Annotated in this window: 20 protein-coding genes and 2 pseudogenes; 12 read left to right on the plus strand and 10 right to left on the minus strand. The window is 60.3% G+C overall.

Annotated elements, in window-relative coordinates:
• Position 1: 1 nt before the first annotated feature.
• The 3 genes from trpD to HHL09_RS02805 are packed head-to-tail and all read right to left on the minus strand — an operon-like array spanning position 2 to position 3659.
• Positions 2-1069, minus strand: a complete 1068-nt coding sequence (trpD, locus tag HHL09_RS02795; RefSeq protein WP_205760966.1) for an anthranilate phosphoribosyltransferase — start codon at positions 1067-1069, stop codon at positions 2-4.
• Positions 1070-1117: 48 nt separating this feature from the next.
• Complete coding sequence (locus tag HHL09_RS02800; RefSeq protein ID WP_240963724.1) at positions 1118-3019, minus strand: sodium:solute symporter family protein; 1902 nt, start codon at positions 3017-3019, stop codon at positions 1118-1120.
• Between the two features lie 58 nt (positions 3020-3077).
• On the minus strand, positions 3078-3659 hold the full coding sequence (locus HHL09_RS02805; RefSeq protein ID WP_169452973.1) for a thioredoxin family protein: 582 nt from the start codon (positions 3657-3659) through the stop codon (positions 3078-3080).
• A gap of 248 nt (positions 3660-3907) precedes the next feature.
• Here HHL09_RS02805 and moeB point away from each other — a divergent pair, with 248 nt between their 5' ends.
• Positions 3908-5041, plus strand: coding sequence for a molybdopterin-synthase adenylyltransferase MoeB (gene moeB, locus HHL09_RS02810; protein ID WP_169452974.1), 1134 nt, complete (start codon positions 3908-3910; stop codon positions 5039-5041).
• On the opposite strand, the gene HHL09_RS02815 is transcribed toward moeB, so the two are convergent.
• Entirely contained in the window at positions 5013-6257 is a 1245-nt protein-coding gene (locus HHL09_RS02815) for an FtsW/RodA/SpoVE family cell cycle protein (RefSeq protein ID WP_169452975.1), read from the minus strand. The two genes, moeB and HHL09_RS02815, sit on opposite strands and share 29 nt — an antisense overlap.
• A 95-nt stretch (positions 6258-6352) precedes the next feature.
• Between HHL09_RS02815 and HHL09_RS02820 the strand changes: the two genes are divergently transcribed.
• The 3 genes from HHL09_RS02820 (at position 6353) to prfA (ending at position 8371) form a co-directional block, all read left to right on the plus strand.
• The gene (locus tag HHL09_RS02820) at positions 6353-6853 is read left to right on the plus strand and encodes a nuclear transport factor 2 family protein (protein WP_169452976.1); all 501 of its coding nucleotides are present in this window, start codon (positions 6353-6355) and stop codon (positions 6851-6853) included.
• Between the two features lie 101 nt (positions 6854-6954).
• Positions 6955-7206 carry a 30S ribosomal protein S16 gene (rpsP, locus tag HHL09_RS02825; protein WP_169452977.1) on the plus strand — a complete coding sequence of 84 codons (252 nt, stop codon included), beginning with the start codon at positions 6955-6957 and terminating at the stop codon, positions 7204-7206.
• An 88-nt stretch (positions 7207-7294) separates the two neighbouring features.
• Positions 7295-8371: a peptide chain release factor 1 gene (gene prfA / locus HHL09_RS02830; protein ID WP_169452978.1), complete on the plus strand. Its 1077-nt coding sequence runs from the start codon at positions 7295-7297 to the stop codon at positions 8369-8371.
• 6 nt (positions 8372-8377) lie between these two features.
• On the opposite strand, the gene HHL09_RS02835 is transcribed toward prfA, so the two are convergent.
• Together HHL09_RS02835 and HHL09_RS02840 are read right to left on the minus strand one after the other, a co-directional pair.
• The gene (locus HHL09_RS02835; RefSeq protein WP_169452979.1) at positions 8378-9037 is read right to left on the minus strand and encodes a hypothetical protein; all 660 of its coding nucleotides are present in this window, start codon (positions 9035-9037) and stop codon (positions 8378-8380) included.
• 96 nt (positions 9038-9133) lie between these two features.
• Positions 9134-9820 carry a hypothetical protein gene (locus HHL09_RS02840; RefSeq protein WP_169452980.1) on the minus strand — a complete coding sequence of 229 codons (687 nt, stop codon included), beginning with the start codon at positions 9818-9820 and terminating at the stop codon, positions 9134-9136.
• Between the two features lie 191 nt (positions 9821-10011).
• Here HHL09_RS02840 and HHL09_RS02845 point away from each other — a divergent pair, with 191 nt between their 5' ends.
• Positions 10012-12153 carry an AMP-binding protein gene (locus HHL09_RS02845; RefSeq protein WP_169452981.1) on the plus strand — a complete coding sequence of 714 codons (2142 nt, stop codon included), beginning with the start codon at positions 10012-10014 and terminating at the stop codon, positions 12151-12153.
• A 44-nt stretch (positions 12154-12197) separates the two neighbouring features.
• Here the strand turns inward: HHL09_RS02845 and HHL09_RS02850 are convergent, their stop codons facing one another.
• From HHL09_RS02850 to HHL09_RS02860, 3 genes are all read right to left on the minus strand, one after another.
• On the minus strand, positions 12198-12638 hold the full coding sequence (locus HHL09_RS02850) for a hypothetical protein (RefSeq protein WP_169452982.1): 441 nt from the start codon (positions 12636-12638) through the stop codon (positions 12198-12200).
• Positions 12638-13591, minus strand: a complete 954-nt coding sequence (locus tag HHL09_RS02855; RefSeq protein WP_169452983.1) for a hypothetical protein — start codon at positions 13589-13591, stop codon at positions 12638-12640. The genes HHL09_RS02850 and HHL09_RS02855 overlap by 1 nt, the downstream gene beginning before the upstream one ends.
• 79 nt (positions 13592-13670) lie before the next feature.
• Positions 13671-14051, minus strand: a complete 381-nt coding sequence (locus HHL09_RS02860) for a hypothetical protein (protein WP_169452984.1) — start codon at positions 14049-14051, stop codon at positions 13671-13673.
• A 304-nt stretch (positions 14052-14355) separates the two neighbouring features.
• Between HHL09_RS02860 and HHL09_RS02865 the strand changes: the two genes are divergently transcribed.
• The 6 genes and pseudogenes from HHL09_RS02865 (at position 14356) to HHL09_RS02885 (ending at position 18166) form a co-directional block, all read left to right on the plus strand.
• Entirely contained in the window at positions 14356-15126 is a 771-nt protein-coding gene (locus tag HHL09_RS02865; protein ID WP_205760967.1) for a 3-keto-disaccharide hydrolase, read from the plus strand.
• A gap of 58 nt (positions 15127-15184) precedes the next feature.
• On the plus strand, positions 15185-15715 hold the full coding sequence (locus HHL09_RS02870; RefSeq protein ID WP_169452985.1) for a hypothetical protein: 531 nt from the start codon (positions 15185-15187) through the stop codon (positions 15713-15715).
• A 347-nt stretch (positions 15716-16062) separates the two neighbouring features.
• Complete coding sequence (locus HHL09_RS02875; protein WP_169452986.1) at positions 16063-16527, plus strand: hypothetical protein; 465 nt, start codon at positions 16063-16065, stop codon at positions 16525-16527.
• A 122-nt stretch (positions 16528-16649) separates the two neighbouring features.
• Positions 16650-16997 (plus strand): annotated as a pseudogene (locus tag HHL09_RS26895) (metal ABC transporter ATP-binding protein); the annotation flags it as partial.
• A 12-nt stretch (positions 16998-17009) separates the two neighbouring features.
• Positions 17010-17321: pseudogene (locus tag HHL09_RS26900) on the plus strand (manganese ABC transporter ATP-binding protein); the annotation flags it as partial.
• An 11-nt stretch (positions 17322-17332) separates the two neighbouring features.
• Positions 17333-18166, plus strand: a complete 834-nt coding sequence (locus tag HHL09_RS02885) for a metal ABC transporter permease (protein ID WP_169452988.1) — start codon at positions 17333-17335, stop codon at positions 18164-18166.
• 77 nt (positions 18167-18243) lie between these two features.
• Here HHL09_RS02885 and HHL09_RS02890 read toward each other — a convergent pair whose 3' ends face one another.
• Positions 18244-22023 (minus strand): beta strand repeat-containing protein, encoded by a 3780-nt coding sequence (locus tag HHL09_RS02890; RefSeq protein WP_169452989.1) that lies wholly within the window; start codon positions 22021-22023, stop codon positions 18244-18246.
• Between the two features lie 771 nt (positions 22024-22794).
• Here HHL09_RS02890 and HHL09_RS02895 point away from each other — a divergent pair.
• The gene (locus tag HHL09_RS02895) at positions 22795-24867 is read left to right on the plus strand and encodes a DNA/RNA non-specific endonuclease (RefSeq protein ID WP_169452990.1); all 2073 of its coding nucleotides are present in this window, start codon (positions 22795-22797) and stop codon (positions 24865-24867) included.
• The last annotated feature ends 9 nt before the right edge of the window (positions 24868-24876 follow it).

Genomic DNA, 24876 nt, shown 5'->3' on the forward strand with positions numbered 1-24876 from the left:
TTCAGGCTCGCTTCGCCACATCCTGCAGCAAGCGCAAGCGATCCAACGCACTGCCATCATCGATGAGACGTCGCGAGATCTCGATGCCGTCGCCGATATCATCGGCCAGACCGCAGCAGGCAATCGCCGCTCCGGCATTGAGCAGGACCATATCCCGCTTTGGACCGGTGTCCTTGCCGGAAAGGATCGCTTCCAGAATCGCAGCGTTCACCTCGGCATCGCCGCCTTGGAGTTCCTCCACCTCGGCATGCTTCATGCCGAAGTCACGGGGACGAACCTCCTCGTCTTCCAGATCTTGATAGAGCCCTGCTTTGCAAATGCGGGTCGAGCCCATCAGGCTCAGCTCGTCCACCGAGCGGCCATCACCCGTAGTACCGTGCACCGCCCAGGCGCTCTCGCGGCCGAGGCGCTGGAGAATCTCGGCAAAGGCCGGGCACATCTCGCGGTCGAAGACACCGACCAGTTGGCACTGCGGCTTCGCTGGATTCATCAGCGGCCCGATCTTGTTGAAGATCGTGCGCACGCCTTTTTCCGCGAGCTGCTTGCGAACTCCAGCCACCGCCTTGAAGGCAGGATGATAGGCCGGAGCAAAAAGGAAACCGACGCCTGCCTTCTCCAGACAATCGCGGAAGCCATCGGGTGGAAGGTCGATGCGGATGTTCAGCGCTTCCAGCACATCCGCTCCGCCGCTCTTCGAAGTGATTCCGCGGTTACCATGCTTCAGCACTACGGCCCCCGTTGCCGCCACCACGAACATGGCGGTGGTGGAGACATTGAACATGTTCAACTTGTCTCCACCGGTCCCGCAAACATCGATGGTCGGCCCCTCGAGATCGAGAAGGCCGATATGCGGATCGACGGCGTGTTCGAGGAAGGCCTCGATGAAACCCGCGAGTTCCGCGGGCGTTTCACCCTTGTTTGAGAGATTCTCGAGGATCGCCGCCTTCTTCTCGTCCGGGGCATTCGGGTCCAGCAGGAGCTCCGCAGCCACCGCGATTTCCCGCGGCGAGAGTTCTTCCTTCCGTTCCAGATGATGTATCAGCGCGTCCACTTGGCGCCACTGTAGCACCAATCAGGCCCGTTTTGCCAAGTCATTCGCGGTTATTTCGCCAATTCCTCAGGCCCAGAGCTTCTTGATCACCCGCAGCAGCACCAGCCCGCTCACCACGAAAATCGCGGTCAGGATCCAAGCCATGCTGTATTCCCCGTAGAGGAACTTGCCGATGGCGAAAAGCGAGGACCAGATGACCGCGCAACCGGAGATCCAGCCCATGGTCGCGAGTCCCATGTGATCGCCGGATTCTTTCACGGTGCTTTCCGGCAAGCCTGCTTCACGGCGCACGGCATCCCAGCCCGGGCCGGCGGGCTGTACTTTCTTGAAGAAAGAAATCAGGGTCTTCCGATCCGTCTGCGGACCAAAGAAGGCGGTCAACATCCAGCAGATCGTGGTGAAGGCCACGGAAATGATCACCGTCTGCGCGAAGGGCAGACCATGGCCCTGCTTCTTCATGATGAAGAAGGTGACCGAGACCAAGAAGGAGCTGATCATCGCCACCACTTCGCACCAGGCATTGATGCGCCACCAGAACCAGCGGAGCATGTAGAGCAGCCCCGTGCCCGCACCGATCGAAATCAGGATTTCGAACGCTTCCTGCGCGGAGGAAAGAATGGTGCTTAGGTAGGCAGCCACCACATAGAGCAGCAGCGTGCAGAAGCGGCCGGCATTGACGTAGTGCTTCTCGCTCGCCGTTGGATTGATAAAGCGGCGGTAGAAGTCATGAACCAGATAGGAGGCTCCCCAGTTCAAGTGGGTTAGGATCGTGGACGAGTTCGCCGCAATCAGGCCACCGACCATGAGCCCCATAAAGCCGACCGGCAGGAACTTCAGCATCGCCGGGAACGCACTGTCATGACCAATCAGCTTCGGGTCGGCATTCGGGAAGGCCTCCTTGATCGAAGCCAGATCCGGATAAACGATGATCGAGCAGAGCGCCGTGATGATCCATGGCCAAGGACGCAGCACGTAGTGAGCAACGTTGAAAAAAAGCGTACCCCCAAGCGAATCCTTCTCCGACTTCGAAGCCAGCATGCGCTGGGCAATATAGCTGCCACCACCAGGCTCAGCACCCGGATACCAGTTTGCCCACCAGCCGATCGCGATCGGCACGATGAAGATCATCAGCGCCAGCTGCCACATGTCGAAGTTCGGCATGATATTCAGGATCGGTTGGCCGGTCCCGTCGATGGCGCTCATCACCGGCTCATGGCCTTCCACCTTCACCTGCTGGGTGCCTAGCGTTTCCACCAGCTTTTGGAGGCCCGCGAAGGCGGTCTCACCGACTCCGGTGCGGCGGGCCACTTCCTTCAACGCGAAGTAAGCCGCGGCAAAAACAGCCGTCATCTTGATGAAGAACTGCACCATGTCGATGATCAGCACGCCCCAAAGTCCGGAGTGCGCGGCGAAGACCACGTTCAGCACACCGCAGATCACGATAGTCTGCCAGTAGGGCATGCCGAATAGGATGTTCGCGATCTTGCAGGCCGCGAGAGTCACCATCCCCATGATGAAGCAGTTGAAGAAGAGACCGAGATACACGGCCCGGAAACCGCGGACCACCGAGGCTGCCTTGCCGGAATAGCGCAGCTCGTAGAACTCAAGGTCCGTCATGACCCCGGAGCGGCGCCACAGGCGGGCGAAGAAGAACACCGTGGACACCCCCGTGAGCACGAAAGCCCACCACTGCCAGTTTCCGGCGACCCCGAATTTGCGAACCTGCTCGGTCACCCAGTTCGGCGTGTCCGAAGAGAAGGTCGTCGCCACCATCGAGAGACCCGCCAGCCACCACGGCACCGACTGCCCGGAGGCGAAGAACTCCGAAGTGCTCTCGCTCGACTTTTTCCCGTAAAACAAGGCCGGGACGAAGCAGATCAGGATCGATCCGATGATGATCGCCCAGTCGATGCCCGTAAGCTTGATCGACGCGAGGAGCGCGGGGTTTAGGACAGCAGAATGCACCATGACGTAGGGGTGTTAGCCGAAGCGCTCGGGAGGCGGCAATGGCAAAAAGCGAAAGGTTTCAGCGGAAATACGGCGGTTCGCTGCCAGCCTTCCACTTGATATTGCACCCGCTGCTGGGGTAAGGCCGGGCCGGGGGCTCCTCCCCGGCGAGCATGGATTTCACCGCCGCGCGCAGGTCGTCGCCGCTTGGTGTCTGGCCGCTTTTCGGGCGGCTGCTGTCAAATTGGCCCGCGTAGTAAAGCCGCAGTTCGTGGTCAAAGAGGAAGAAATCAGGAGTGCAAGCCGCCCCGTAGGCCTTCGCCACCTCTTGATTTTCGTCGAAAAGATAGGGGAAATTCCAGCCGTGCTCCGCGGCGAAGGTGGACATGTGCTCCGGCGCGTCGGCCGGATATTTCTCGATGTCGTTCGAAGAAATCGCGATCGTCATTACCCCCTCCGACTCGATCTCCGCCGAGAGCGCGCCAAGGGCATCGGCAAGGTGGATCACATAGGGGCAGTGATTGCAGGCAAAGACCACCAACAGCCCGCTGATCCCGCGCAGCTCGTGGAGTTCATGAAGCTTCCCGGACGGGTCGGGCAGTTGGAAACCAGGAGCCGCATCGCCGCGGCGCAGGGAAAACGTGGATTGGACTTCTGCCATGGGACATTCACTTCCCGGAACGCCTGTGGCGGTCAAGAAGAGAGGGAGAGAGCCTGGAAATAAGATCGGCGTAAAGGAGCAGAGATCCCCTTGTTGATGTTACCTCTGGATGATCTCGGCGTCCTTCGCCCCCTTGAAGAACCCGCATCTTCGAGCCTTGGGCATTTCATAGCCGGGATCCCCGGGCGACACTTTCGTTGGCACTTGCTATCGGTTGCCATCGGCGGATCGCTCGCTACCTTCCGCCCGTGCCCGAGCTGCCGCCGCTCTCTCAAGATGAAATCCGCCGCTACGCCCGCCATCTTTCGGTTCCCGGGGTTGGCGAAGAAGGCCAGCGCAAGCTAAAGGCGTCCTCCGTGCTGATGATCGGGACCGGCGGACTCGGCTGCCCCGCCGCCCTCTATCTGGCAGCGGCAGGCGTCGGACGCATCGGCCTGATCGATCCCGATAAGGTGGATCGCTCGAACCTCCAGCGGCAGATCCTCCACGGCGAAAGCTGGGTGGGGAAACCAAAGCTGGAAAGTGCCGCCGCCCGCCTCCGCGAGGTAAACCCGCACGTCGAGCTCGAACTCCATTCCACCCGCTTCACCCCGGAGAACGCAATGGATCTCGTCTCACGCTACGACATCGTGCTCGATGGCTGCGACAATTTCCCCACGCGCTTCCTTTCCAACGACGCCTGCTTCTTCCTGAAAAAGCCCTGCGTCTACGGCTCCATCTTCCGCTTCGACGGACAAGTCACCGTCTTCGCCCCGCACCTCGGCGGTCCGTGCTACCGCTGCATGCTTCCCAGTTTGCCAGCCCCCGGCTCCGCCCCTTCATGCGAAGAAGCCGGCGTCCTCGGCGTGCTGCCCGGAGTGATCGGCTCCCTGCAAGCTATGGAAACCATCAAGCTGATGCTCGGCATCGGCGAGCCTCCACTGGGCAAGCTGCTCTGCTACGATGGCCTCCACACCACCTTCCGCAGCCTGCGCCTGCGCCGAGATCCCGCCTGCCGCCTCTGCGGCGACTCCCCCACCATCCACTCCGTCATGAATTCCGAAACCAACGCTTCCGCCTCCTGTTCCGTGCCCGGCTCGGACGTGCCCGCCATCTCCGTCGAAGACCTCGCCGCCCGCATCGATGCCGGTGAAGATCTCTACATCCTCGATGTCCGCCAGCCGGAGGAAGAGGCCGAAGGGATGATCCCCGGCACCGTCCTCATTCCCCTGCCCGAGCTGCCGGAACGAGTCGCGGAAATCCCGGCGGATCGCCAGGTTTTCGTCCACTGCCGCTCCGGCGGCCGCTCCGCCCGCGCCGTGAAATTCCTTCAGGAAGCTGGCATCCCGAATGCCGTCAACGTCGCCGGTGGCATCAACGCGTGGAACGCGCTGGAACGTTAACCAGCGGCTCCGGCTTCTTCTCCTCCGCCGGAACGTACTGCACGCTCCGGTGGACCCACACGCTCTGCACCAAGCCGAGCAGGAACATGCACATCACCACGAAGGTGCCGGAGTAGCTGATTAGCGGCAGCGGGATACCCGTAATCGGCATCAGCAGGATGCACATGCCAATGTTCTCGAAGATGTGCGCGAAAAACAACGCCACCACCCCGCCCACAATCAGCCGACCCATGGGATCCCTCGCGTAGGTGCCGATAAACAAGCACATCACGAGCAGCAGCGCGAAAGAGGTAAGCAGCAGGATGCTCCCGCGGAAGCCGTGTTCCTCCGCGATCACCGGGAAGATGAAGTCGTTGTGCGCCGTCTTCCACGGGATGAACTTCTTGTCGTGCAGGGAACCGCGGTTCTCGCCGGCGTTCCAGCCCACCCCGCCCCAACCGGATTTCCCGATTGCCACGGCGATGTGATGAGGAGCCCAAGCGTCACCGCTGGTGTCCACCTCTTTGCCTTCGACCATGTCGAAGAAGAGCTCGATACGTCCGGTACCACGCTCGGACACCTGCGGCAGCACCACGAAATAGACGATCGGCAGGATCGCCACCCCCAGCAATGCCATGCAGGTCATGTAGCGGAAAGGCACGCCGCTGATCAGCAGGCACACCACCGCCAAGGGTATCCAGACGAGAGCGGAGCCCATGTCGCCCATCGCCACCACTACAAGGAAAGGAACACCGGTCAGCGCGCCGATGAGCCCGACTTTCACCATCGGTTCATCAAGGATCCAGCCGACCTTCGGGATCAATCGCCCCAGCCGGGGCAAGTCCTGGAGCAACCAGGCGATCAAGAGCACGCCGGAAGTGATGAGAAGCTGCGCGGGCTGGAAATTGAGACCGCCGGGCAGCGCAATCTGGTGGACTTCCTTGTCCGATCCCATGATCGAGGCACAAAGCCCGAGCCCCGCTAGATAAAGAGGCACGCCCAGCCAGCGGAACCACTTGTAATCCACCAGAGCGGTAGCGAAGTAGACCATGGAGCCGATCAGGATCCAGAGCTTCTGCTTCTCCGCATACCACGCGCCCGCGGTAACTGCCCCCTCCGGCACCGGCAAATGCCGCGCCGCACTCTCAATCGAGAACACGCCGAAGGCCAGCAGCCCGTACATGGTGAGAACCAGCGGCCAATTCAACCCGAGCAATTTCCGGAACAGCGGCGTCATCGAGGGCAAGCGAGCATAGTCCCCCGGCCCTCCCTGACAAGCGGAGTCGCGCAAGGTCTTGCGAAACTTCTCCGGCCCTCCAAAACTCAAGCATCATGCGACGCCTGCTTGTGCCCCTTCTCGTCATCCTCACCCTCAGCGGAGTCTTCTTCTGGTGGTGGACCCGCCCGGAAAAGGTTGTCGTCCGCCGCACGGCCGCTCTTTTCGAAGCCGCCAATGTCCCCGCGGATTCCGGGGATCTCGCGCGCAGCACCCGCGGCCCGGCGCTAGAAGGCTTCCTCGCCCCGCAAGTCACCTTCGAAGGCCCGGAAGGCCCCACCGATGAAATCGGCGGCTCCCAATCACGGGACAGCATCGTCGCCATGTACAGCGGCCTCGCGAAGTACTGCCGCAGTGCCACGATCCAGGATCTGCAGATCGAATCGGTCACCGTGAGCGGTGATGAAGCACAGGTCATCGCGAAAGCCGATGCCATTATCGAGCTCCCAAACGACGAACGACCGGTGGATGGAATCCAGAATTTCGACCTGACTTGGAAGAAAATCGACGGCAAGTGGCTGATGGAGAAGGCAAAATGGAGCGAATCATCGAGATAAGCACCAATTTCACCGAGATTCTACTTGGCAAGTCCCCCCGCCTCATGCAGTTTCCCCGCCCCCGCCACCCTTGGTGGGCTTTTCCGAACGAATTTACGCACATGGCCGTTGCTCTTCGCCTCAACCGTCAGGGAACCAAGGACCGTCCCTACTATAAGATCGTAGCCGTCGATAGCCGCAAGCGCCGCGACGGACGCTACATCGAGCAGGTCGGCACCTACGACCCGCTTAAGGAAGGCACGAATTACACCGTCGACCTCGAGAAGGCCGACAAGTGGATCGGTGTTGGCGCTCAGGTCTCCGAGACCGTGAACAGCATCATCCGCAAGGCGCGCACCGCCGCCAAGGCCTAGCTTTCCGCACTTCCGGAACTTTCCCGGCCGCACCTCTCGCAGGTGCGGCCTTTTCGTACTCTGGCCTCCCGCTCCCCTTCCCTGATCCATGGATTACTCCGGACTCATCGCCCAGCGCCGCCGCCGCATCGGCGAAATCGATGACATGATGGCGGATGCCTCCTTCTTCAATGATCCGAAGAAGGCCGGGGAAATCGTGCGCGAGCACCGCAAGATCAAGAGCACCTTGGAAATCTGGGATCGTCTGGAATCTGCCAAGCGCCAGCTCGAGGAAAACGAGGAGCTCTCCAAAGGAGAGGATGCCGACCTCGCCGAGATGGCGAGGGAGGAGATCCCCGGCCTCCAGACCGAGATCGAGCAACTCTCCGAGGATATCCAGTACGCGTTGCTCCCGGCCGATCCGAACGAGGACCGCGATGCGATCGTGGAAATCCGCGCCGGTGCCGGTGGCGACGAGGCCTCCCTTTTCGCCGGCGAGCTACTGCGCCTCTATCAGCGCTATGCGGAGACCCGCGGCTGGAAGACCGAGCACCTCTCCAGCAGCCCCTCCGAAGTGGGCGGTTTCAAGGAAGTCTTCCTCCGTGTCACCGGGGATGAGGTCTTCCGGATCCTCAAGTATGAGTCCGGCGTCCATCGCGTGCAGCGCGTTCCGGCCACCGAGACCCAAGGCCGCATCCACACCTCCACCGTGACTGTCGCTGTCATGCCGGAAGCGGAGGAAGTCGACGTCGAGCTGAAACCGGACGAACTGCGGATCGAAGTCTGCCGCGCCGGTGGTGCCGGCGGCCAGCACGTGAACCGGACCGAGTCCGCCGTGCAGGTCTTCCACCTTCCCACCGGCCTCTACGTCCGCTGCGAAGACGGCCGCTCCCAAGGCCAGAACAAGGAACGCGCCCTCCAGATCATGCGCACGCGCCTCTACGAGATGAAGTTGCGCGAGGAACAGGAGAAGCATAGCGCGCATCGCCGTGCCCAGATCGGCTCTGGAGACCGCTCGGAAAAGATCCGCACCTACAATTTCCCTCAGAGCCGCGTGACCGATCACCGCATCAGCCACACCTCGCACAATCTCAACGGCATCATGGCCGGAGATCTCTCCGAATTCACCGCGGAACTGCAGAAGGCCGAAATGGCCGAGCGCCTGAGTGAGGCCGGGATCAAGTAAGCGGCACTACTTCCCTATCCACCGGAAGACCGGACTGAGATCCTCCACCTCGCCATCCAGACGGACGAGCTGGCGGATATAGAGGACGCGCCGCCCTTCAGAGTCCTTCCCGGCAGCGAACTTGAGATTCGCATAATCCGCCTCGCCTTTCGGATTCGGATCGCCGTCCTCGATCAGCCATTGGATCCCGCTCCACAAGCCCATCGGAGACTTCGGATCCTTCTGGTCGATCTTCACCTGCTTTTTCGTGGCACCGAACTTGCACATCATCTCTTTCCCATCCGTGGAGAAGGAAAAGACACTGATCGGCAGATTGGCTCCCTTGATTGAAATTCCCACCGCGCCGTCCGCGGCTTCCTTCACGACCACCATGACTTCCCCGGTCTTCCTCATTTCCATCTTGTCCAGTGAATCGAGGAAGAGCTGATACTCCAGCTTCGTGACGCCCATGTTTTCGTGATAAGGAAGGGGCTCCCCGGGCTTGAGGTCCTTGTGCTCCGCCAGGTGCTTCTCGATCCACTCCGGTTGCCGTGCCATCGCGGCCTGCACCCGCTGCGCCACCGCTTCAGCTTCGGGCGGCATCCCTATCTCAAGCATCTCCGCACGATACTCTCCGGCAGGAGGAAGAGGCTCGGCCGCGGACAAGGGCAGCAGAGAAAGGGACAAGAGGGGGACGAAATAACGGAACATGACCTTGTCGTTCTGGCAGCCAAGTGGATCGGCTCAATTCAAAAGTCCGGATCTACTTCGCCGGCCAGCGGATTAGATGATTCGCCGCATAGATCTGGCGGTCTTTGCAGAATCCCCGGACATGTAGAGAATGCGATCACCCTCGGCATCAATTCCGATCCCTACATCCATCAGTGCCCAATCCTTCTCGCGATCCGTACTTAGCTCTCCCGAGAAGACCTGCCACTGCCGCCCCTTCCACTTTCCGATAATCTTGGACGAATGCCTGCCCGCCGACTCGTCATTGTCCACGAACTTGCCAAATTTGCCGCTTAGCTCTCTGCCGTCTGCCGAGAGCATGAGCTCGAACGGCTCCTTCAATGGAGGCGCATCAAAGGCGATCTTCAACGATCCGCCGGGGCCATTGATCACTTTCACCACCGTCGGGCCGAATTTCTTGAATCTCACCTTCTCCATCTCGATCACCGCGAGATCGTAGTCCTTTTTGCTGATCCCCATGTTCTCGTGATAGGGCAGCATTTCTCCCAAGCCGACATTGGGGTGCTCCTTTAGGTAACCGATATACCATTCCGGATCGGAGCGAAGAGCCGTATTGTAGCGCTGCACGAGTCGATTGAGGGCTTCGGATCCGGCGGGGAGATGAACCTCTGCCTGATATTCCCCGGGCTTCGGGAAAGGACTCGGAGCCAAGGCGAACTTGGCCGCAAACCCGGCCCCGACGATCACGAGGAATAGGATGAGAAGGCGGTAACGATGCACGGGAGGATGGCCGCTTTTGCCAGCGTGGCGGATCCCCCTCAATTCCAAAACCGTGCAAGACGCCCCGGCTCGGGAGATGTCGGTGTCACGAAGCCGCAATCCGCTATAAAAAATCCGTGCCTGACCCGGCTGATTCGCTTCAATTGTTCGCAAGCGGAGGCCATCCGTTCACGTCTTTCCTGTGCGTCAAAATGTCTAGTCCTGTTCAAATTCTCCATGCCGACCGCATTCCTTCCACCGGTTGCATCGTCATCCCGGGCCGTCTGGGCCCTCAGGAACTCACTCACCTTGAAAAACTTTTCGCAGGCAGGAAGATCAATTGGCTGATCGAGGAGCACTCGAAAATCGATCCCGCGATCATGGCTCACCTGGAGCGATCCGGCTCCGGTGCCGCTTTCTCGGAGGACGAGCCAAACCCGGCAGCCGCCGGCGAGCACATGAAGCCGGTGCTGGAAAATGGCGGCGTGCTCATTTTCGTCCCTGGTCGTTCCGTGGCCCGCGCCGCGATCCCCTGCCACATCCCGGGTAAAACCCTGCGGACCCTCTGCTCCTTCGGCCTGCCCGTCCTGCCGATCAATATCGACTACCCGCGCGAAGCCTGCCTCAGCATCGAGAAGCCGGGCTCCATGCCGCACGCTGTGATCTCCGTGGCGAAGGAAATCCCGGCGAAGGACGCTTGCCCGGCTCTCTATCGCGAGCGCTTGCAGGAATTGGTGGAGGAATCCTTTTCCCGCCGTCCGCTGCTCAAGACCTCGCTTGGCACCGCCCTCCTCCACGGCCTGAAGAAAAACAGCCGGAACAAGCTCCATGACGGCTCGGATGATTCGAGCATCGGCTACGATCGCATCTTGGGTGCCGCACTCGTCTTCTCGAAGTTTATCCGCGAGTCCACCGACAATCCGCGCATCGGCATCATCCTACCGCCGGGCAAGGCGGGCCTGATCGCAAACTTCGCCGCCATCTTCGCCGGCAAGACGCCGGTCAATTTCAACTTCACCGCGGGCCATGAAGCGATCCGCTCCGCGATGCGCCAGTCAGGCGTCGACCGCTACATCACGGCGGATCCCTTTGTCCGGAAGCTGGCTTCCTTCCCGTGGCCACCGAACCGCGATCTCATCTTCATCGAGCGCACCCTGCCTTCGCTGAAGAAGAAGATCGTGACCTGGACCATCCTCGGCAAGTTGCTGCCGGCCTCGATGCTGACCACGATGTTCCGCCTTGGTCAGAAGAAGAACAATGACGAGGCCATCCTGCTCTTCACCTCCGGTTCCTCCGGCGAGCCGAAGGGAGTCCCGCTCACCCATCGCAACGTGCTCGGCAATGTCTGCCAGTTCGGCACACGCCTCAATCTTGAGTCCGGTGCCGCCATCCTCGGCTGCCTGCCGCTCTTCCACTCCTTCGGCTGCACCGTCACGCTCTGGTATCCGATCATCGAGGGCATCGATCTGGTCACCTACCCGAATCCGCTCGAAACGAAACGCCTTGCGGAGCTCATCGCCCAGCGCGGCGTGAATGTGCTCCTCGCCACGCCGACTTTCCTGCGCGGCTACATGAAGCGTGTCGAGCCGGAGCAGTTGAAGTCTCTGCAACTGGTCGTGACCGGAGCGGAAAAACTGCCGGACAATCTCGCGGAGTCTTTCCAAGAGCGCTTCGGCATTCCGCCGCAGGAAGGCTACGGCCTCACGGAAACCTCTCCAGCCACCAACGTGAACCTGCCCGATCCTGCACCGGTATCGGATGCCGTGGTGATTCCTTCTTCCCGCCGCGGCTCGGTGGGCCAACTGCTTCCGGGCATCGCCTTCCGCATGACCGATCCAGCGACCGAGAAGCCGATGATCGGCGACAAGCAAGGCGTGATCTGGTTGAAGGGCGCGAACATCTTCCCCGGCTATCTCAACAACGCGAAAAAGTCCGCCGAAGTCCTGACCCAGGACGGCTGGTTCCGCACGGGTGATGTCGGCCGCATCGATGACGACGGCTTCCTCTACATCGAAGGCCGCATCTCGCGCTTCTCGAAGATCGCCGGCGAAATGGTCCCGCACGAAACCGTCGAAGCCGCCGTGAACAAGGCCCTCGGCCTCGACTCCGAAGCGGAGCGCAAGATCGCCATCGTCGGCATCCCGGACTCCCAGAAGGGCGAGGCCATCATCCTCCTCTCCACCATTGCCGGCCCCGCCTTGGAGCAAGAGTGCATCGACCTGCGCTACAAGCTCATGGACGCCGGCTTCCCTTCCCTGTGGTGCCCGAAGGCCATCATCCCCGTCCAGGAGATCCCCGTCCTCGCCTCCGGCAAACTCGACCTGAAGGGCTGCGAGGAGCTGGCACAAGGGTAAGCATCAAGTAAGCTCCCTCGGCGCAACTTCATCACCCGCCGTTTTCAGCGGCGGGTGAGTTCGCGGGAAGCAAGCTTGCCGCCCAAGGTCACAACGAACCATTCGGCCGGCTTCTTGCCGAAACTGACGACGTAGAACCACAGGGAGACCTTCTCGCCTAGCCTCTCTTGCATGTCCTTGGCTTCCGCAGGGTATTGGAGAACCACTTTCAGCTTTGCGGGATCCGAGACATGGACCCCTTGCGCCACTGCCGCTTGCTTGGCGATCTCGACCGCTTGATTCCGGGAGAGCGGTGGAGCAACCCCGGCCTCCGGGCTCCAATAAGCCGTTTGGGCTAGTTCCTCCCCTGAAACTTTGAAGTATGCCCAATCGAAGACCTTTGGATCCTCGATGGAGTTAACCCCGGACGAATAAAGCGTCCAATCTTTCGCCTGCACACCCGGGACAAGAGCCAGCAACAAAACAGCGATCCGCACGGCTTTCATCAGTATCCGTCCTCCCTTTCGGCTTTCACCAGCTTCCCGTCCGCCAGCACGTGGAGATAGACCTCCCTGCTGCTTGAGCCGCCCTTCGGGGACATCGCAGCACCCCATAACTGCTCGGCCTTCCGCACCCCATCGCTTTTGATGTGGAAGACCGCGCGGTAAGCGGTCGGCCTGGGTTCCTCCGACGGATCCGCTGGGATCGAATGATAAGAACGTGGGCCTGCCACTGGGGCGGGAGCCCTCTCTTCCGTGAAAGAAAGGAGCTTCCACTGTTTTCCATCCAGCTTTTCCGCGACCTCCCGAACACAGGTGGCCAGCGCTTCTTCAAAATTCCCTTCCGCCGCTGCCGCCGCCACATAGCGCTCACCGGAAACCACCACTTGATAGGCGTGATTTGTGCCGCCCCATTCCAATCCGTCGATGGTGACGATATCAGGATACATGCGGGCCTTCCCCGTTTTGACACGTTCCAAGTATTCAAGATCCGCAGCACCGAGTTGCGCGGGCGAAAAGTTTGCCACGGAATTCCCGGCCAGCAGGGAAACCCGGTCATCAGTCAGATTGATAAGCTGTGCTTCTACCTTCTTGCCGGGGGCGTGCTGCCACTCACGGGCCTCGCCTAGCCAATATTGCCCGATCTTGCGATCCTCCGCGGAAACCTTCCCGGACGGAAAGTCAGGATGCATCCCCAGCCCCGCCGTGGAGACGAGTTGCGAGGCCCCGCTCTTCAAGGCTCGGATCGCGTCTTGTTCTTCCGGCGCGAAGAGACCCGGCTCCATGTATCCGGCGGCCCCGATTTTCCCCTGAAACAGGATCCCGCTACCTTCGAACTTCACGAATCGCAGCCGCTGCATGCTTCCGTCCGCCATCTTCCACGGGCGGCTTCCGGTCGTCAGCAGTACCGGCTTGTTCTCCCCACTCGCCCAAGGGGCTGAGATGAAGCACAAAGCCAACGTAGCGATCCATGCACGAACGTTCACACTATCCAGCTAACGTCCTCACCTCGCGGGGTCAAGAAAGCTGCGGAGAACCTCAGCTCACGATAATCGCCCCCTTCAGCTCGCTCCAGATATACACGGCATCACCCCCGCGCTCCTCGCGCTTCTCCCAGGTGAACCACCCGTAGGTCTCGTTCCAGTAGAAATCATAGATCCGCATCCGCCGGACGGTCCGTCCGTCTTCCCACACCGGATGAACCGCCACCACACGGCGGACGTGCGTCGCTTCAAAAGGCCCGGCCTTTCCCGTGCCATCCACGATCAAGGCGATCTCGACCCGCGACTGGTGGCCAGCCACCAACAGATCAATCAATTTGACCGCCGCCTGCGGATCCAAGTCGTGGCTCGGTTCAGCGGCGAAACAAGTTCCGGCCGCCAGCACGGCAGCCCCTAGCAGGGAACGGAGGGAATGCATCGTGCGTGGGACGCACCACCTGCCGCGGCTATTCAGAAATCTTCGGGCCTCCCCACCTTTTTCCTGAAGAATCTCGACCCCGGCTAGAAAGGTTAACCGGAGAGACACTCTCATCTTCATCGCATTCATCCAATCCATCCCGGCCCCATCTTCCTGATCTGCCTCCATCCGCTTTCGTCCGCGGTTGAATCCTCCCGGAACCCGAATCTTTCCTACCCGATCCGCCGGTTCTGCCGATCCTCCTTGCCGCCAGCAAAGGCACTGCAACAAAGTGACCACCATCCGCGTTACTCACTTACCTATCATGAAACCGATGCTTCGCACCGCCACTCTCGCCGCCCTGCTCATCTCCTGCGCCGCGGGCCAGGATGAAAAATGGACCTCCATCTTCAATGGCAAGGACCTCGATGGCTGGACCCCGAAGATCCGCGGCCACGCCCTCGGCGAGGATCCGAACAAGACCTTCGTCGTGAAGGATGGCGCCATCACGGTGAATTATGAGAAATACGCCGATTGGGGCGATGCCTTCGGCCACCTCTTCTACAAAACGAAGTACTCCAGCTACCGCATCCGCCTCGAGTATCGCTTCACCGGCGATCAGGTGAAGGGCGGCCCCGGTTGGGCCACTCAGAACTCCGGGATCATGCTGCACTCCCAGGATCCGAAGACCATGGGCCAGGACCAGGATTTCCCCTGTTCGCTAGAGTTCCAACTTCTTGGCAAGGGCAACGGCGTGAAGACCACCGGAAATCTCTGCACCCCGGGCACCTACATCACCCTCGATGGCAAGGTGAACAAGACCCACTGCATGAACTCCAAATGCCCCACCCTCCCGCTCGGCGAGTGGGTGAAGGCCGAAGCCGAAGTCCACGGCGGCAAGCTGGTGAAGCACCTCATCAACGGCCAAGAGGTCATGCAATACAGCGATCTCAAGCTCGATGAAAGCGACAGCAATGCGAAGCCTCTCATCGAGATCCAGGGCAATAACAACCTCACCGAAGGCTACATCAGCCTTCAATCGGAGAGCCACCCCGTGGAGTTCAAGAACATCGAGGTGATGGAGTTGAAGGACTGATTTTCCTCTCAAACGTCGCGGGCTGGAAGCACCGGCCCGCGGTAGATTCCCGCACTGGATGCTTTCGGAAGCGAGAACATGGCAAGCACTCCCACTCGCCGCCCTGCAGCCTGAGCTGGGACCCTTTGAAGATTGGGTTCTCTGCGGCGGCCACTCGGTATCCCTGCTCACCGGCCGGGATGAGCGATCACACGGCGATACGGATATCGGAGTCCTGAGGTCGCAGCTCTGTGAGTGTCTGAGCGTCTTCCATCCCTCTCGCGTCTTCCTTTGCCTGGATGGCCAGCATCACCCATGGGACGGCGTCGATGTCCCTGACGAGGTCCACGACATCTGGATCGCCAGCGATGATCTCGAGCACTGGGTGCTACAGATCATGGTCTTCGACGACGAAGGAGACACCGTGATCTATCGCCGCGACCCGCGGATCCATTGGCCCTTGGAAAACCACTTCACCGTCATCAACGGAGTCAGGGTGCTGAATCCATTGGTCACCTTCCTCTTCAAGGCGAATCAAATGAAGCTCGCGGACAAGGACGCGCAGGACCTCAGCGCCATGATCGCTCGTCTCAAGCTTGAATCGGAATAGGATACAAATGTTTAGCCCCCTTATCGCATGAAGGCCCACCTAAAGGACGATAGCCCTCCGGAGTCATGCCGCTAAACCTGCGGCGGGCGCTCCACTGGCAGTAGAAGCCTTTCTTTGCATCTGAGAAATTCCCTCCAAGATGCTTCCTACCCGCTCCTCCTCGACCATAACCGGATTCGCCGTTTCGACATTGAATCCTGGAAGTTCGATGTCCGGTCTTCTCCTTCCTTCCCGCCTGTTATTTCCCCTGTTTTATCAGGCGGAACAGGCTGCAAATTTCCGGGGTTTCCACGCTCCACTGCGGCAACAAAAACCGGAATCCGCACTTTACCGCAAATCGCTTGCAAATGCGACCCTCCTGCGCGAAGGATTTCTCGTCGATGCGCGGCTCACCTCTGCTCCGAACCTTGATCGTCCTTGCCGCGCTGCTGGTTACAGGACTCGCCTTATCGCGTCTGACCATGGCGCGCCCCTCCCCCTCTACCAGCGCGGCCAAGCAGGAAACGAAGGCCGCTCCGGAACCGGCCCTCGCCAAGACCACCTTCGAATTGATCCTTTCCGGCACCGCGAAGGAGGTCTCCCTCGATGCCGGTGCGGCCACGGTGACGAAAACCGACACTGCCGGGCCCATCAGTGGCAGCTTGGAGCTTTCCGGGGAATCACCGGTCGTCTCGCTACGCGTGACTTGGAAAGACGAAGCGCCCGGCCATCGCTTCGCCATGCTACGCTTGGAAGTCCCGGGCAAGGACACGCTGGAACACGTCTTCACCGCCCCCGGTGAGATCGATGACATTTGGGAACCGCTGCCATGAGCCACGAGCACCACGATTGCTGCGCCCATCATTCCCAGCATCATGAGCTGGTGATCGACTCGCTGCGTGTCCACTACCGGAACACGCTGGCGCTCGATGACGTCTCCTTCGCGACCTCCTGCGGCAATCGCGTCGCCTTGGTGGGTCCGAACGGTGCAGGCAAGAGCACTCTCCTCAAGGCCATCGCCGGACTCGTCCCGCGCAGCGCAGGCAGCATTCGCTGGCGCGGTGCCGCCGTGAAGAAGTGGTCCCGCGAATTCGCCTACCTCCCCCAGCGCGAGGAGGTCGATTGGTCCTTCCCGATCACTGTGCGGGGTCTGGTCGAAATGGGACGTTATCCCCAAACCGGACTCTTCGGTCGTTTCCGCGCGGAAGATGACGCTGCGGTCGACAAGGCCTTGGCTTCGCTTGATCTCGTCGATCTGCAGCATCGCCAGATCCGCGAGCTCTCCGGCGGGCAACAGCAGCGTGCCTTCCTCGCCCGCGCCCTCGCCCAGGAAGCCCACGTGCTTCTTCTTGATGAGCCCTTCACCGGTCTTGATCGCAATGCCTCGAAGCAACTCGGCGAGTTGCTCGAGCGGCTTTCGCACGAAGGACGTCTGGTGATTGCTTCACACCACGATCTCAATTCGGCCCCCCGCTTGTTCGATGAAGCCCTGCTGCTGAAGACCCGTCCGATCTCCTTCGGTGCCGCGTCCGAAGTGCTTTCGCCCAAAAATATCGATCAAGTCTTCGGTCACATCGACGACAGTGAAGAACGCGCCGCGCCGAAGGCCCTGGCGTCCGCCCTCTGACCCTTTCCGCCTTGGACCTGCTCTCCAATCCCTTCTACCAGCGCGCCCTCGCCGCAGCCTTGCTGATCGGCTTCGCGAACGGCTTCTTCAGCGGCTTCGTCGTGCTGCGCCGGAATGCACTTTCGGTCAGCGCGCTCTCGCACACCATGCTGCCCGGGATCACCCTCGGCATCCTGATGACCGGTGCCCTCACCCAGGTCAGCGGCTTCCTCGGCGCACTCTTCGCCGCGCTGATGGTCGGCTTGGGTTCGGTGGCGATCTCCCGTGGCAACCGAGTCGCCCACGGCACAGCCCTCGCCGTGATCTACACTTCCGCCTTCGCGGCGGGTGTCGCGATCCTTCCTCTTCTCAACACTCGTCAGGAACTCGAACACTGGCTCTTCGGCGACATCATGGCCGTGGGCAATGCCGACCTCTGGGTCGCCTTTGGCATCGGTGCGGTCACTCTGGTCATCGCGAACCTGTTGATGCGTCCCCTGCTTCTCACGATGTTCGAGCCGAACGTCGCCGCCGCCCAAGGCGTGCCCGTAAGAGCAATGCAGTACCTGCTCTTCACGCTGCTGGTCTTGTCTCTCGTCGGCTCCCTTCAAGCGGTGGGCTGCGTGCTTTCCGTCGGGATGCTCGTCGCACCGGGTGCCACGGTATCACTGCTGACAGATCGAACCTCCGCACTCTTCTGGGGCGGTGGACTCATCGGCGCCGCGGGTGCCGTGGCAGGTGTCCTCCTTTCTTCTTGGTTCGGCCTTTCGCCGGGACCACTTATCGTAATGCTGCTCGGTGTCCTTTTCCTCGCCGCATGGGTCTTCAGCCCTCGCTACGGAGTCATCGCCGCGCGCCGGCGTTAAGCAGATCGATCTGAAGCACGAAGGGCCGACCTCCCGGTCGCCCCTTCGATGACTCAACGGGTTCTTCCTTCGCTGCCTCAGGGCTGGGTCGCCACCAGACGCGCGAAGAGCTTCCCTGAAGCGGCATTCGAAGCCGGGATCGTCACCGTCACCACATCCGGATCCTGGGTCGTGTCGATGGTCACCGTCACACCATTTGCATCCGGACCGGCGGAGGCTGCACCGATCACCACGGAGTTTGGCCAGCTTCCCAAGCTGCTGCCATACTCCACCTTCAAGCCCGCCACCCCGATGCTGTCCTCCTCGCGGCGGAAGCTGAGGGTAATCCCCGAGCCCGCGCTGGCCGTTGCGGTCGGCTGGATCGAGGCCGAATCATTCAGCGTCGGATCCCCGCCAAGCACCCACTCCAACCCGGTTCCTAGACCATCGCCATCGAAGTCGAATTCGAAGTCCGTATTGCTCAGCCCCGCAAAGCCCGCCGCCCAGCTTGAATAAGCATTCCCCGCCGACACCGTGAGCACGATATCATTGCCGCTGATCGCAAGCGTGCCACTCAAGCCCGGAGCGACCTCCGCCGTGACGTCTGCGGAATCAAGGGTGCCGGTAATGCCGCCGCTGGTGCTAATCAGCGTGTAAGTGCCCAGCTCAAGACCGTCCGCCCCCGCCAGCGCGAGCTCCGTCAGACCAAAGATCCCCGCGCCCAAGCTCAGCGAGCCACCTACATTGATCCGATCATTCGGACCTGCGAGCGCGCCGAGTTGCATGAAGATCCGGCCCGCACCAAGACCGGTCTGGCTGGCATCCAAGTTCCCCTGGATCGTCAGCGTCGCCCGCGTGTCGGTATTCACCCCGCTGGCACTCGTGCCACCTGGAGAAAGCTTGCTCGCCGCATAGAGTTTCACACTGCCAGCAATCACGCCGGAGCCACCAAGCGTTCCGCCTAGGGCGCCCGTGCCGCCGACACCGAGGGCTTCGCCGAAGTAGATGCTGCCCGGGACCTTGCCATCCACCAACAGGGAACCCCCGTCCACGATGTGAGTCGGGCCAGTGTAGTCGTTGTTCGGATTCGTGATCACCACCGTGCCCGTCTGCCGCTTGGCGAAGCCCGCGAGGCCATTGCCGGTCATCTTCCCGGAAACCACGATCGTGCCACCGATCGGGCTGATGCGGGAAACACCCGCCGCTACTGCTGGATCCGCATCGAAATGAATGGTCCCGGAAAGCGTGGCATCCAGATATCCACTCGCGAGATTGATGATCTTGTTTCCGGTACCACCGTTCGAGAAGTAGATGTCGTTGTCGATCGTGCCCCCGGTCACGGACAGCGTGTTCACGTTCGCAGTCCCAGGCCCCATGACGAGCGGCCCGGAACCGATGTTCACATCGCCCGCGATCAAGGTCCCATTGTAAATGTTCAAGCCACCGCTGAAGGTATTCGCCCCCGTTAAGGTCAGCACTCCCGTGCCACGCTTCGAAACGATGCCGCTTCCGGAGATGAGCCCTCCGTAGCTCAGATCATTGCTGCGGTTGATATCGAAGCCCGCATTGTTGAGCACGTCGCCCGCAATCGAACCGGTGGCACCGTTGCCGATCTGCAGGACACCCGCGTTTACGGTGGTGAGGCCGGTGTAGGTATTCTCCGCGGTGAGGATGGTGAGCCCCGTTCCGGCCTGAGTGAAAGTCCCGCTGCCACTGATCACGCCGCCAAAGGTCACGGTACCGCTGCGATTCGTGATCACGCTCGCGTTGTTGATGATTGGTGCCGCCACACTGCCAGTGCTGCCGCCATCGCCGATCTGCAGTGTACCCGAGTTCACGGTGATCGGGCTGGCGCTCGTGCTGGCACCGGTCAGGAACAGCGTTCCGCTGCCATCCATCGTGATCGGCGTGTTGCCGGTGATCGAGGCCCCCAACGTGACATTCCCGCTGGAAGTGATGGCAATCGACGTCGCATCGAGAGTCTCCGTGCTCACAGGCAGGATCGAAACGTCATTGCCCGCGGTGTTCTTGAAGGTGACGTTCCCGACAAGGACATTGCCGGCGAGGGAGATGGTCCCCGCAGCGGCATCGATGAACTCAATATTGTCGCGATCGTAGAAGTTGTCCGCAACCCCGGACCCCTTGTTGCGGAAGTTCCCGGAACCATCCTCGGTACTCCAGTATTCGTTGCCATAGCCACGCCACTCCAGATTCGCGGCTTGGAAATTGTAGAGAAGGTCGGAATTCCCTCCCGCACCACCCAGACTGAGCGAAGCGCGTCCCGCGTTCAGCAGAATGAAATTGTTGAGATCCAGACCGCCATTCCCGTCGCGAAGAATCACCACCCCGGAGGCAGAAGACGCGGCATTCGCCACGACCGCCACGAGGTCGCTGCTTTCGATGCTGACATCGGCTGCACGGAGAAACTGGTTCGCACCCGTGGTCGTGGGATCAAAGCGCAAGGTCGATCCACTCACGAACTTGAGAGAACCAGTGGTAATGCCCTCGCCGTCGATGGTTCCCGCCGAATTCACCGTGATGTCGCTGGTGAAGGAGCCCGATGCCTGGAGCGTGCCGCTGCTGACGGTCGTTGCCCCGGTGTAGGTATTCGTCCCGGAAAGCACCACCCGACGGGTCCCGGCAATGTTGAGCGCGGATCCAGCCGTGGACTCTCCGATGTTTCCACTGAAGCTCAGCTTGTCCGTGGCGTCGCCATTGCTTTCCAGCGTTGCACCACCATCCAGCGTGATCGAGCCGGTGAAGCTGTCGCCTGCCAGAGTGGAACTGGCCGAATAGATCTTCCCACCGTTGATGGCGAAATCGCGGGGAAAGGGATTGGTGATCTCAAATGCGCGAAACTCCGTCCCCGGCTTCAGCGTGATCAAGCCGCTGTTGTAGACAGACACTCCTTGCGTCTGAAGCGCTCCTTGCTCCACGACGATATCTCCGATGCTCACATTGCCACGCAGGTCGAATTGCCCCGCTCCGACTTTGGTCAGGGTGTAAGGTCCGGTCGTGTTCGAGGTCCCATTGCTGCCAATCCCGTAGCGAGTTCCGGACGCCGCCCCCACGCTGGCATTGCCGGTGAGGATCAGATTGTCACCGATCGAGTTCGCGTCACCGGAGTTGCCACTCGTCTGATAGAGCGCGCCAATGCCGCCCTGGCCGACACCAATGATTGAGACCGACTCTCCTGCGCCAAGACGCTGGTTGTTGAGATCCAAGGTCCCGCCGTCATTGACGATCGTGTCTCCCGCGACAGTCCCCAGAGCCGTTGCATTGCCTAGCTGGACAATGCCACCATCGATCGTGACGTTGCCGGTAAAGGTATTCGCGGCGGACAGCAATACGGTGCCACTCCCGGACTTGGCGATCGCACGACCGGCGGATGATTCGTTGATCGGCCGGGAGATCGTCAAAAGGCCTGTACCGTTGTGAACGATGGAGAGGTCACTCGCGAGACTCAGCGTGCCGACATTGTTCGTACCCGTCCCTTGCCCAATCGCGACGGATTGGTCGACACTCGCATCGACGTTCAGCAAAGCGCTGCCACTGTCGGCGGAGAAAACCAGCATGCGCCCGGTCGCATTGTTATGGTTTGTCCGGATCTCAAGCGGACTGGCGAAGGGTCCCTGCAGGGAAAGTGTTCTCAACGTGCGGGGACCATTGCCGAGGTAGGTGATATAGTTGCTGATCGGTGTCCCGCCGTTGAAAATCACTTCAGTGGTGTTGTCGAAGACAGGGGTGGCACCGTTCCAGTTGCTGGAAACTGCCGGGTCCCACGCGCCACTGGTGCTGCCGCTCCAAGTGAACGTAGCCGCGGGCACGGCTTGGGTGGCGATCAAGGCGGCGAGAATCGGGTAAGCTTGCTTTTTCATCGGTGAATCAATCGGTGGCGAGCGAGCCGCTCGGCTGGCTCCGGGAGTGGGCTCCCGGTGGCCGCGCCGCGGTGTCAGGCTAAAGTGTCCCCAGTGTCCAGAATGTTCCCCAATTTTTCCTACTTTTTTGTCTAAATAACAGAATCCGGCTCAAAGCCTCCATGAAAACAGCCACAATCATCTTATAATCAGCAAACAACGACTCACAAACACCCAATCCGCCGAGCTTGAAACACCCCAGTCGAATTCCTACCACAACTTTCAAATTATCGAGAAGAATCACAAATAGAATGGGTTTCGAATTTCGATCCTCCTTTCAAACGACTCCGATTCCCCGACATCGCTCGCGGGGCAAAAACCCCCAACAGGGAAACGCAAGAAGGTCCCAGCCTCGCAAAGCCGGCGGACCCGCCCATCCACTTCCACCCGTGTCGAACTGTCCTATGGTCTTCGCCGCCAAAACCACAGAAATGCAGATTCGCAACAACTTCGACACAATCTGAAATTCATTCACACATCATAAGTAAATGAAATAATGTTGATTCCAAATGAACATCCAATGATACACCTTATTCGCCGTCATGTGACAGAACATCACACAAACCATCCCTCCCACATATGGACACATCATCAAAACTGCATTCCACGGCCCGTGAACGCGTCCTTCAGACCAAGGAGCAGCGTGCGCACTCCCTAAGGGCCATCTCCGAGGGCCGCCCTCTGGACGCGGAACCCGATCAAGACCGCAAATGCCGGCGCCTTCAAACCGTGATGAATCTCCGTCCGGACCAGGCCGCGGAGATGGCAAGCGTGGCAGCCACCCCCAATCAGGCGGCCACTCATCGTTCCATCCGGGGACGTGAGATCGTCCAAGGCGACACTACCGACTTCTTGGATGTCTCGTTCCTCGAAACCGCCACCGCGGTCGCGGGCACCGTCGCACGGGTGGCATTCCATAGCCGGCGTCCCCAAGGATCCGGTTTTATGGTATCCGAGCGCCTCTTCCTGACCAACAACCACGTCATCGAGACGCCCGACCAAGCAAGGCAATTTGTCCTCGAGTTCGACTATCAACGCGACTATCGCGGACAGCCACGCCAAGTCACGCGCTTCGAGTTGGATCCGGATTCATTTTTCCTCACCAGCCAGGTGGACAAACTCGACTACACCTTGATCGCGGTAGGAAAGAGGATTGAAGGCAAGGGCACCCTCGAAGGCTACGGCTATTGCCCGCTGCTGGCCCGCGAAGACAAACACGTCTTGGGCGAGCTGGTAAACATCATCCAGCACCCCGATGGTGATTTCAAGCAAGCCGTGATCCGCGAAAACCAACTCGTCGCGAGACTTCCTTCCGTTTTGCACTACGTGGCCGATACGAATCCCGGCGCTTCGGGTTCGCTGGTGTGCAATGACCAGTGGCAAGTGATTGCACTTCACCATTGGGGCGCTCCCTTTACCGAAACAACCGGCTTGGACGGGAAACCTGTCCGCTTTGACGTGAATGAAGGCATCCGCATCAGCGCCATTCTGCGCGACATGGAGTCGAGATCAAACTCCCTCAGCATCCCCTTCCAACAGCTGTTGAAAAAAGTCGTCGAGCCAACCGTGGAGTATCCCAGTTCGCTGCTCAGCATCACCGGACGGGTCGAATCGGCTCCGGTGGAAGCGATTCAAAATCATGGAGGGCCGGCCGAGCTAAGGCCGGACGGAAGCGCGGTATGGAATATTCCGGTTCAGATCGCGGTCAATGTCGGTTCCTCCGCTCCAGCTCAACGGCCTGCGCCCACCAACGGTGCCCCCGTTCCCCAGACCGCGCCTCCTTCCTCACCACCGCACAATGGATCAAGCTTGGAGGCGATCACCATTGATACGAACTATGGAAATCGGGGCGGCTACAATCCCTCTTTCCTTGATGGCTTCACCATTCCCCTTCCCAAGCTTTCCAAGACCCAGAAGGAGCAAGCCGCCAAACTTAAGAAGCCTGATCCCGGAGCTGATCCCCACGAGCTCAAGTACACCCATTTCAGCGTGGTTCTCAACGCACGCCGCCGGCTCGCCTTCTTCACGGCCTGCAACATCGATGGGACAAGCTGGATCAATATCGATCGCGACAGCGGACTCCCGAAGGAGGCGGCAGAGGCTTCGGAGGTCTGGTATGGAGATCGGCGCGTGGAAGACAACGACCAAAGCGATCAATCCCTCTACGACAAGCAACGCCCCAAGCGGCTCTTCGACCGAGGCCACATGGTCCGCCGCCAGGATCCTTCCTGGGGCACCAAAAAGCGCGCGATCCGGGCGAATGCGGACACCTTCCACTTCGCCAACTGCATGCCCCAGGCTTCAACCTTCAATCAGTCGGCCAAGTTCTGGCAAGGCATCGAACAATATCTGCTCGAAGACAATACGGTAGCCGACAAGGACCGCATCACCGTCTTTACCGGTCCCGTCTTCGATGACAAGAGGGACAAGACCTACCGCTATGTGAAGGTCCCGCGGCAATTCTGGAAGATCATCGTCCGCATCCAGGACGGCCAGCCCATGGCGATTGCGCTGCTTGCGGATCAATCTCAATTCCTCAAGAGCATCCCGGAGAGCATCAGCGAAGCGACAGGGGAATCGATGGAGGCCTGGGATGACACCACCAAGGTCGATGAATTTCTCTCCTCGGTCGTGGAAATCGAAAAGTTGACCGGTCTGGATTTCGGGGACCTGCGCGACTACGATTCCGGTACCGGAGCGGAAGGTATCAAGGCCCCGCTTGGTAGCTTCAGCGACATTCCCCTGTCTCCAGCCACCCTCCGACGGAGCCCGGCACGCCCGCGCACAAGCCGCAGCCGTAGCTGACCCATTCAC

This window comes from Luteolibacter luteus, assembly GCF_012913485.1.
GTDB classification, from domain to species: domain Bacteria; phylum Verrucomicrobiota; class Verrucomicrobiia; order Verrucomicrobiales; family Akkermansiaceae; genus Haloferula; species Haloferula lutea.

What these genes read in the sequence shown, in the direction of transcription:
- HHL09_RS02800 (WP_240963724.1), bottom strand. Translation starts at nt 3,019, where the DNA reads ATGGTGCATTCTGCTGTCCTAAACCCCGCGCTCCTCGCGTCGATCAAG.
- HHL09_RS02805 (WP_169452973.1), bottom strand. Translation starts at nt 3,659, where the DNA reads ATGGCAGAAGTCCAATCCACGTTTTCCCTGCGCCGCGGCGATGCGGCT.
- HHL09_RS02815 (WP_169452975.1), bottom strand. Translation starts at nt 6,257, where the DNA reads ATGACGCCGCTGTTCCGGAAATTGCTCGGGTTGAATTGGCCGCTGGTT.
- HHL09_RS02820 (WP_169452976.1), top strand. Translation starts at nt 6,353, where the DNA reads ATGCGACGCCTGCTTGTGCCCCTTCTCGTCATCCTCACCCTCAGCGGA.
- rpsP (WP_169452977.1), top strand. Translation starts at nt 6,955, where the DNA reads ATGGCCGTTGCTCTTCGCCTCAACCGTCAGGGAACCAAGGACCGTCCC.
- prfA (WP_169452978.1), top strand. Translation starts at nt 7,295, where the DNA reads ATGGATTACTCCGGACTCATCGCCCAGCGCCGCCGCCGCATCGGCGAA.
- HHL09_RS02845 (WP_169452981.1), top strand. Translation starts at nt 10,012, where the DNA reads ATGTCTAGTCCTGTTCAAATTCTCCATGCCGACCGCATTCCTTCCACC.
- HHL09_RS02850 (WP_169452982.1), bottom strand. Translation starts at nt 12,638, where the DNA reads ATGAAAGCCGTGCGGATCGCTGTTTTGTTGCTGGCTCTTGTCCCGGGT.
- HHL09_RS02860 (WP_169452984.1), bottom strand. Translation starts at nt 14,051, where the DNA reads ATGCATTCCCTCCGTTCCCTGCTAGGGGCTGCCGTGCTGGCGGCCGGA.
- HHL09_RS02865 (WP_205760967.1), top strand. Translation starts at nt 14,356, where the DNA reads ATGAAACCGATGCTTCGCACCGCCACTCTCGCCGCCCTGCTCATCTCC.
- HHL09_RS02870 (WP_169452985.1), top strand. Translation starts at nt 15,185, where the DNA reads ATGCTTTCGGAAGCGAGAACATGGCAAGCACTCCCACTCGCCGCCCTG.
- HHL09_RS02875 (WP_169452986.1), top strand. Translation starts at nt 16,063, where the DNA reads ATGCGACCCTCCTGCGCGAAGGATTTCTCGTCGATGCGCGGCTCACCT.
- HHL09_RS02890 (WP_169452989.1), bottom strand. Translation starts at nt 22,023, where the DNA reads ATGAAAAAGCAAGCTTACCCGATTCTCGCCGCCTTGATCGCCACCCAA.
- HHL09_RS02895 (WP_169452990.1), top strand. Translation starts at nt 22,795, where the DNA reads ATGAATCTCCGTCCGGACCAGGCCGCGGAGATGGCAAGCGTGGCAGCC.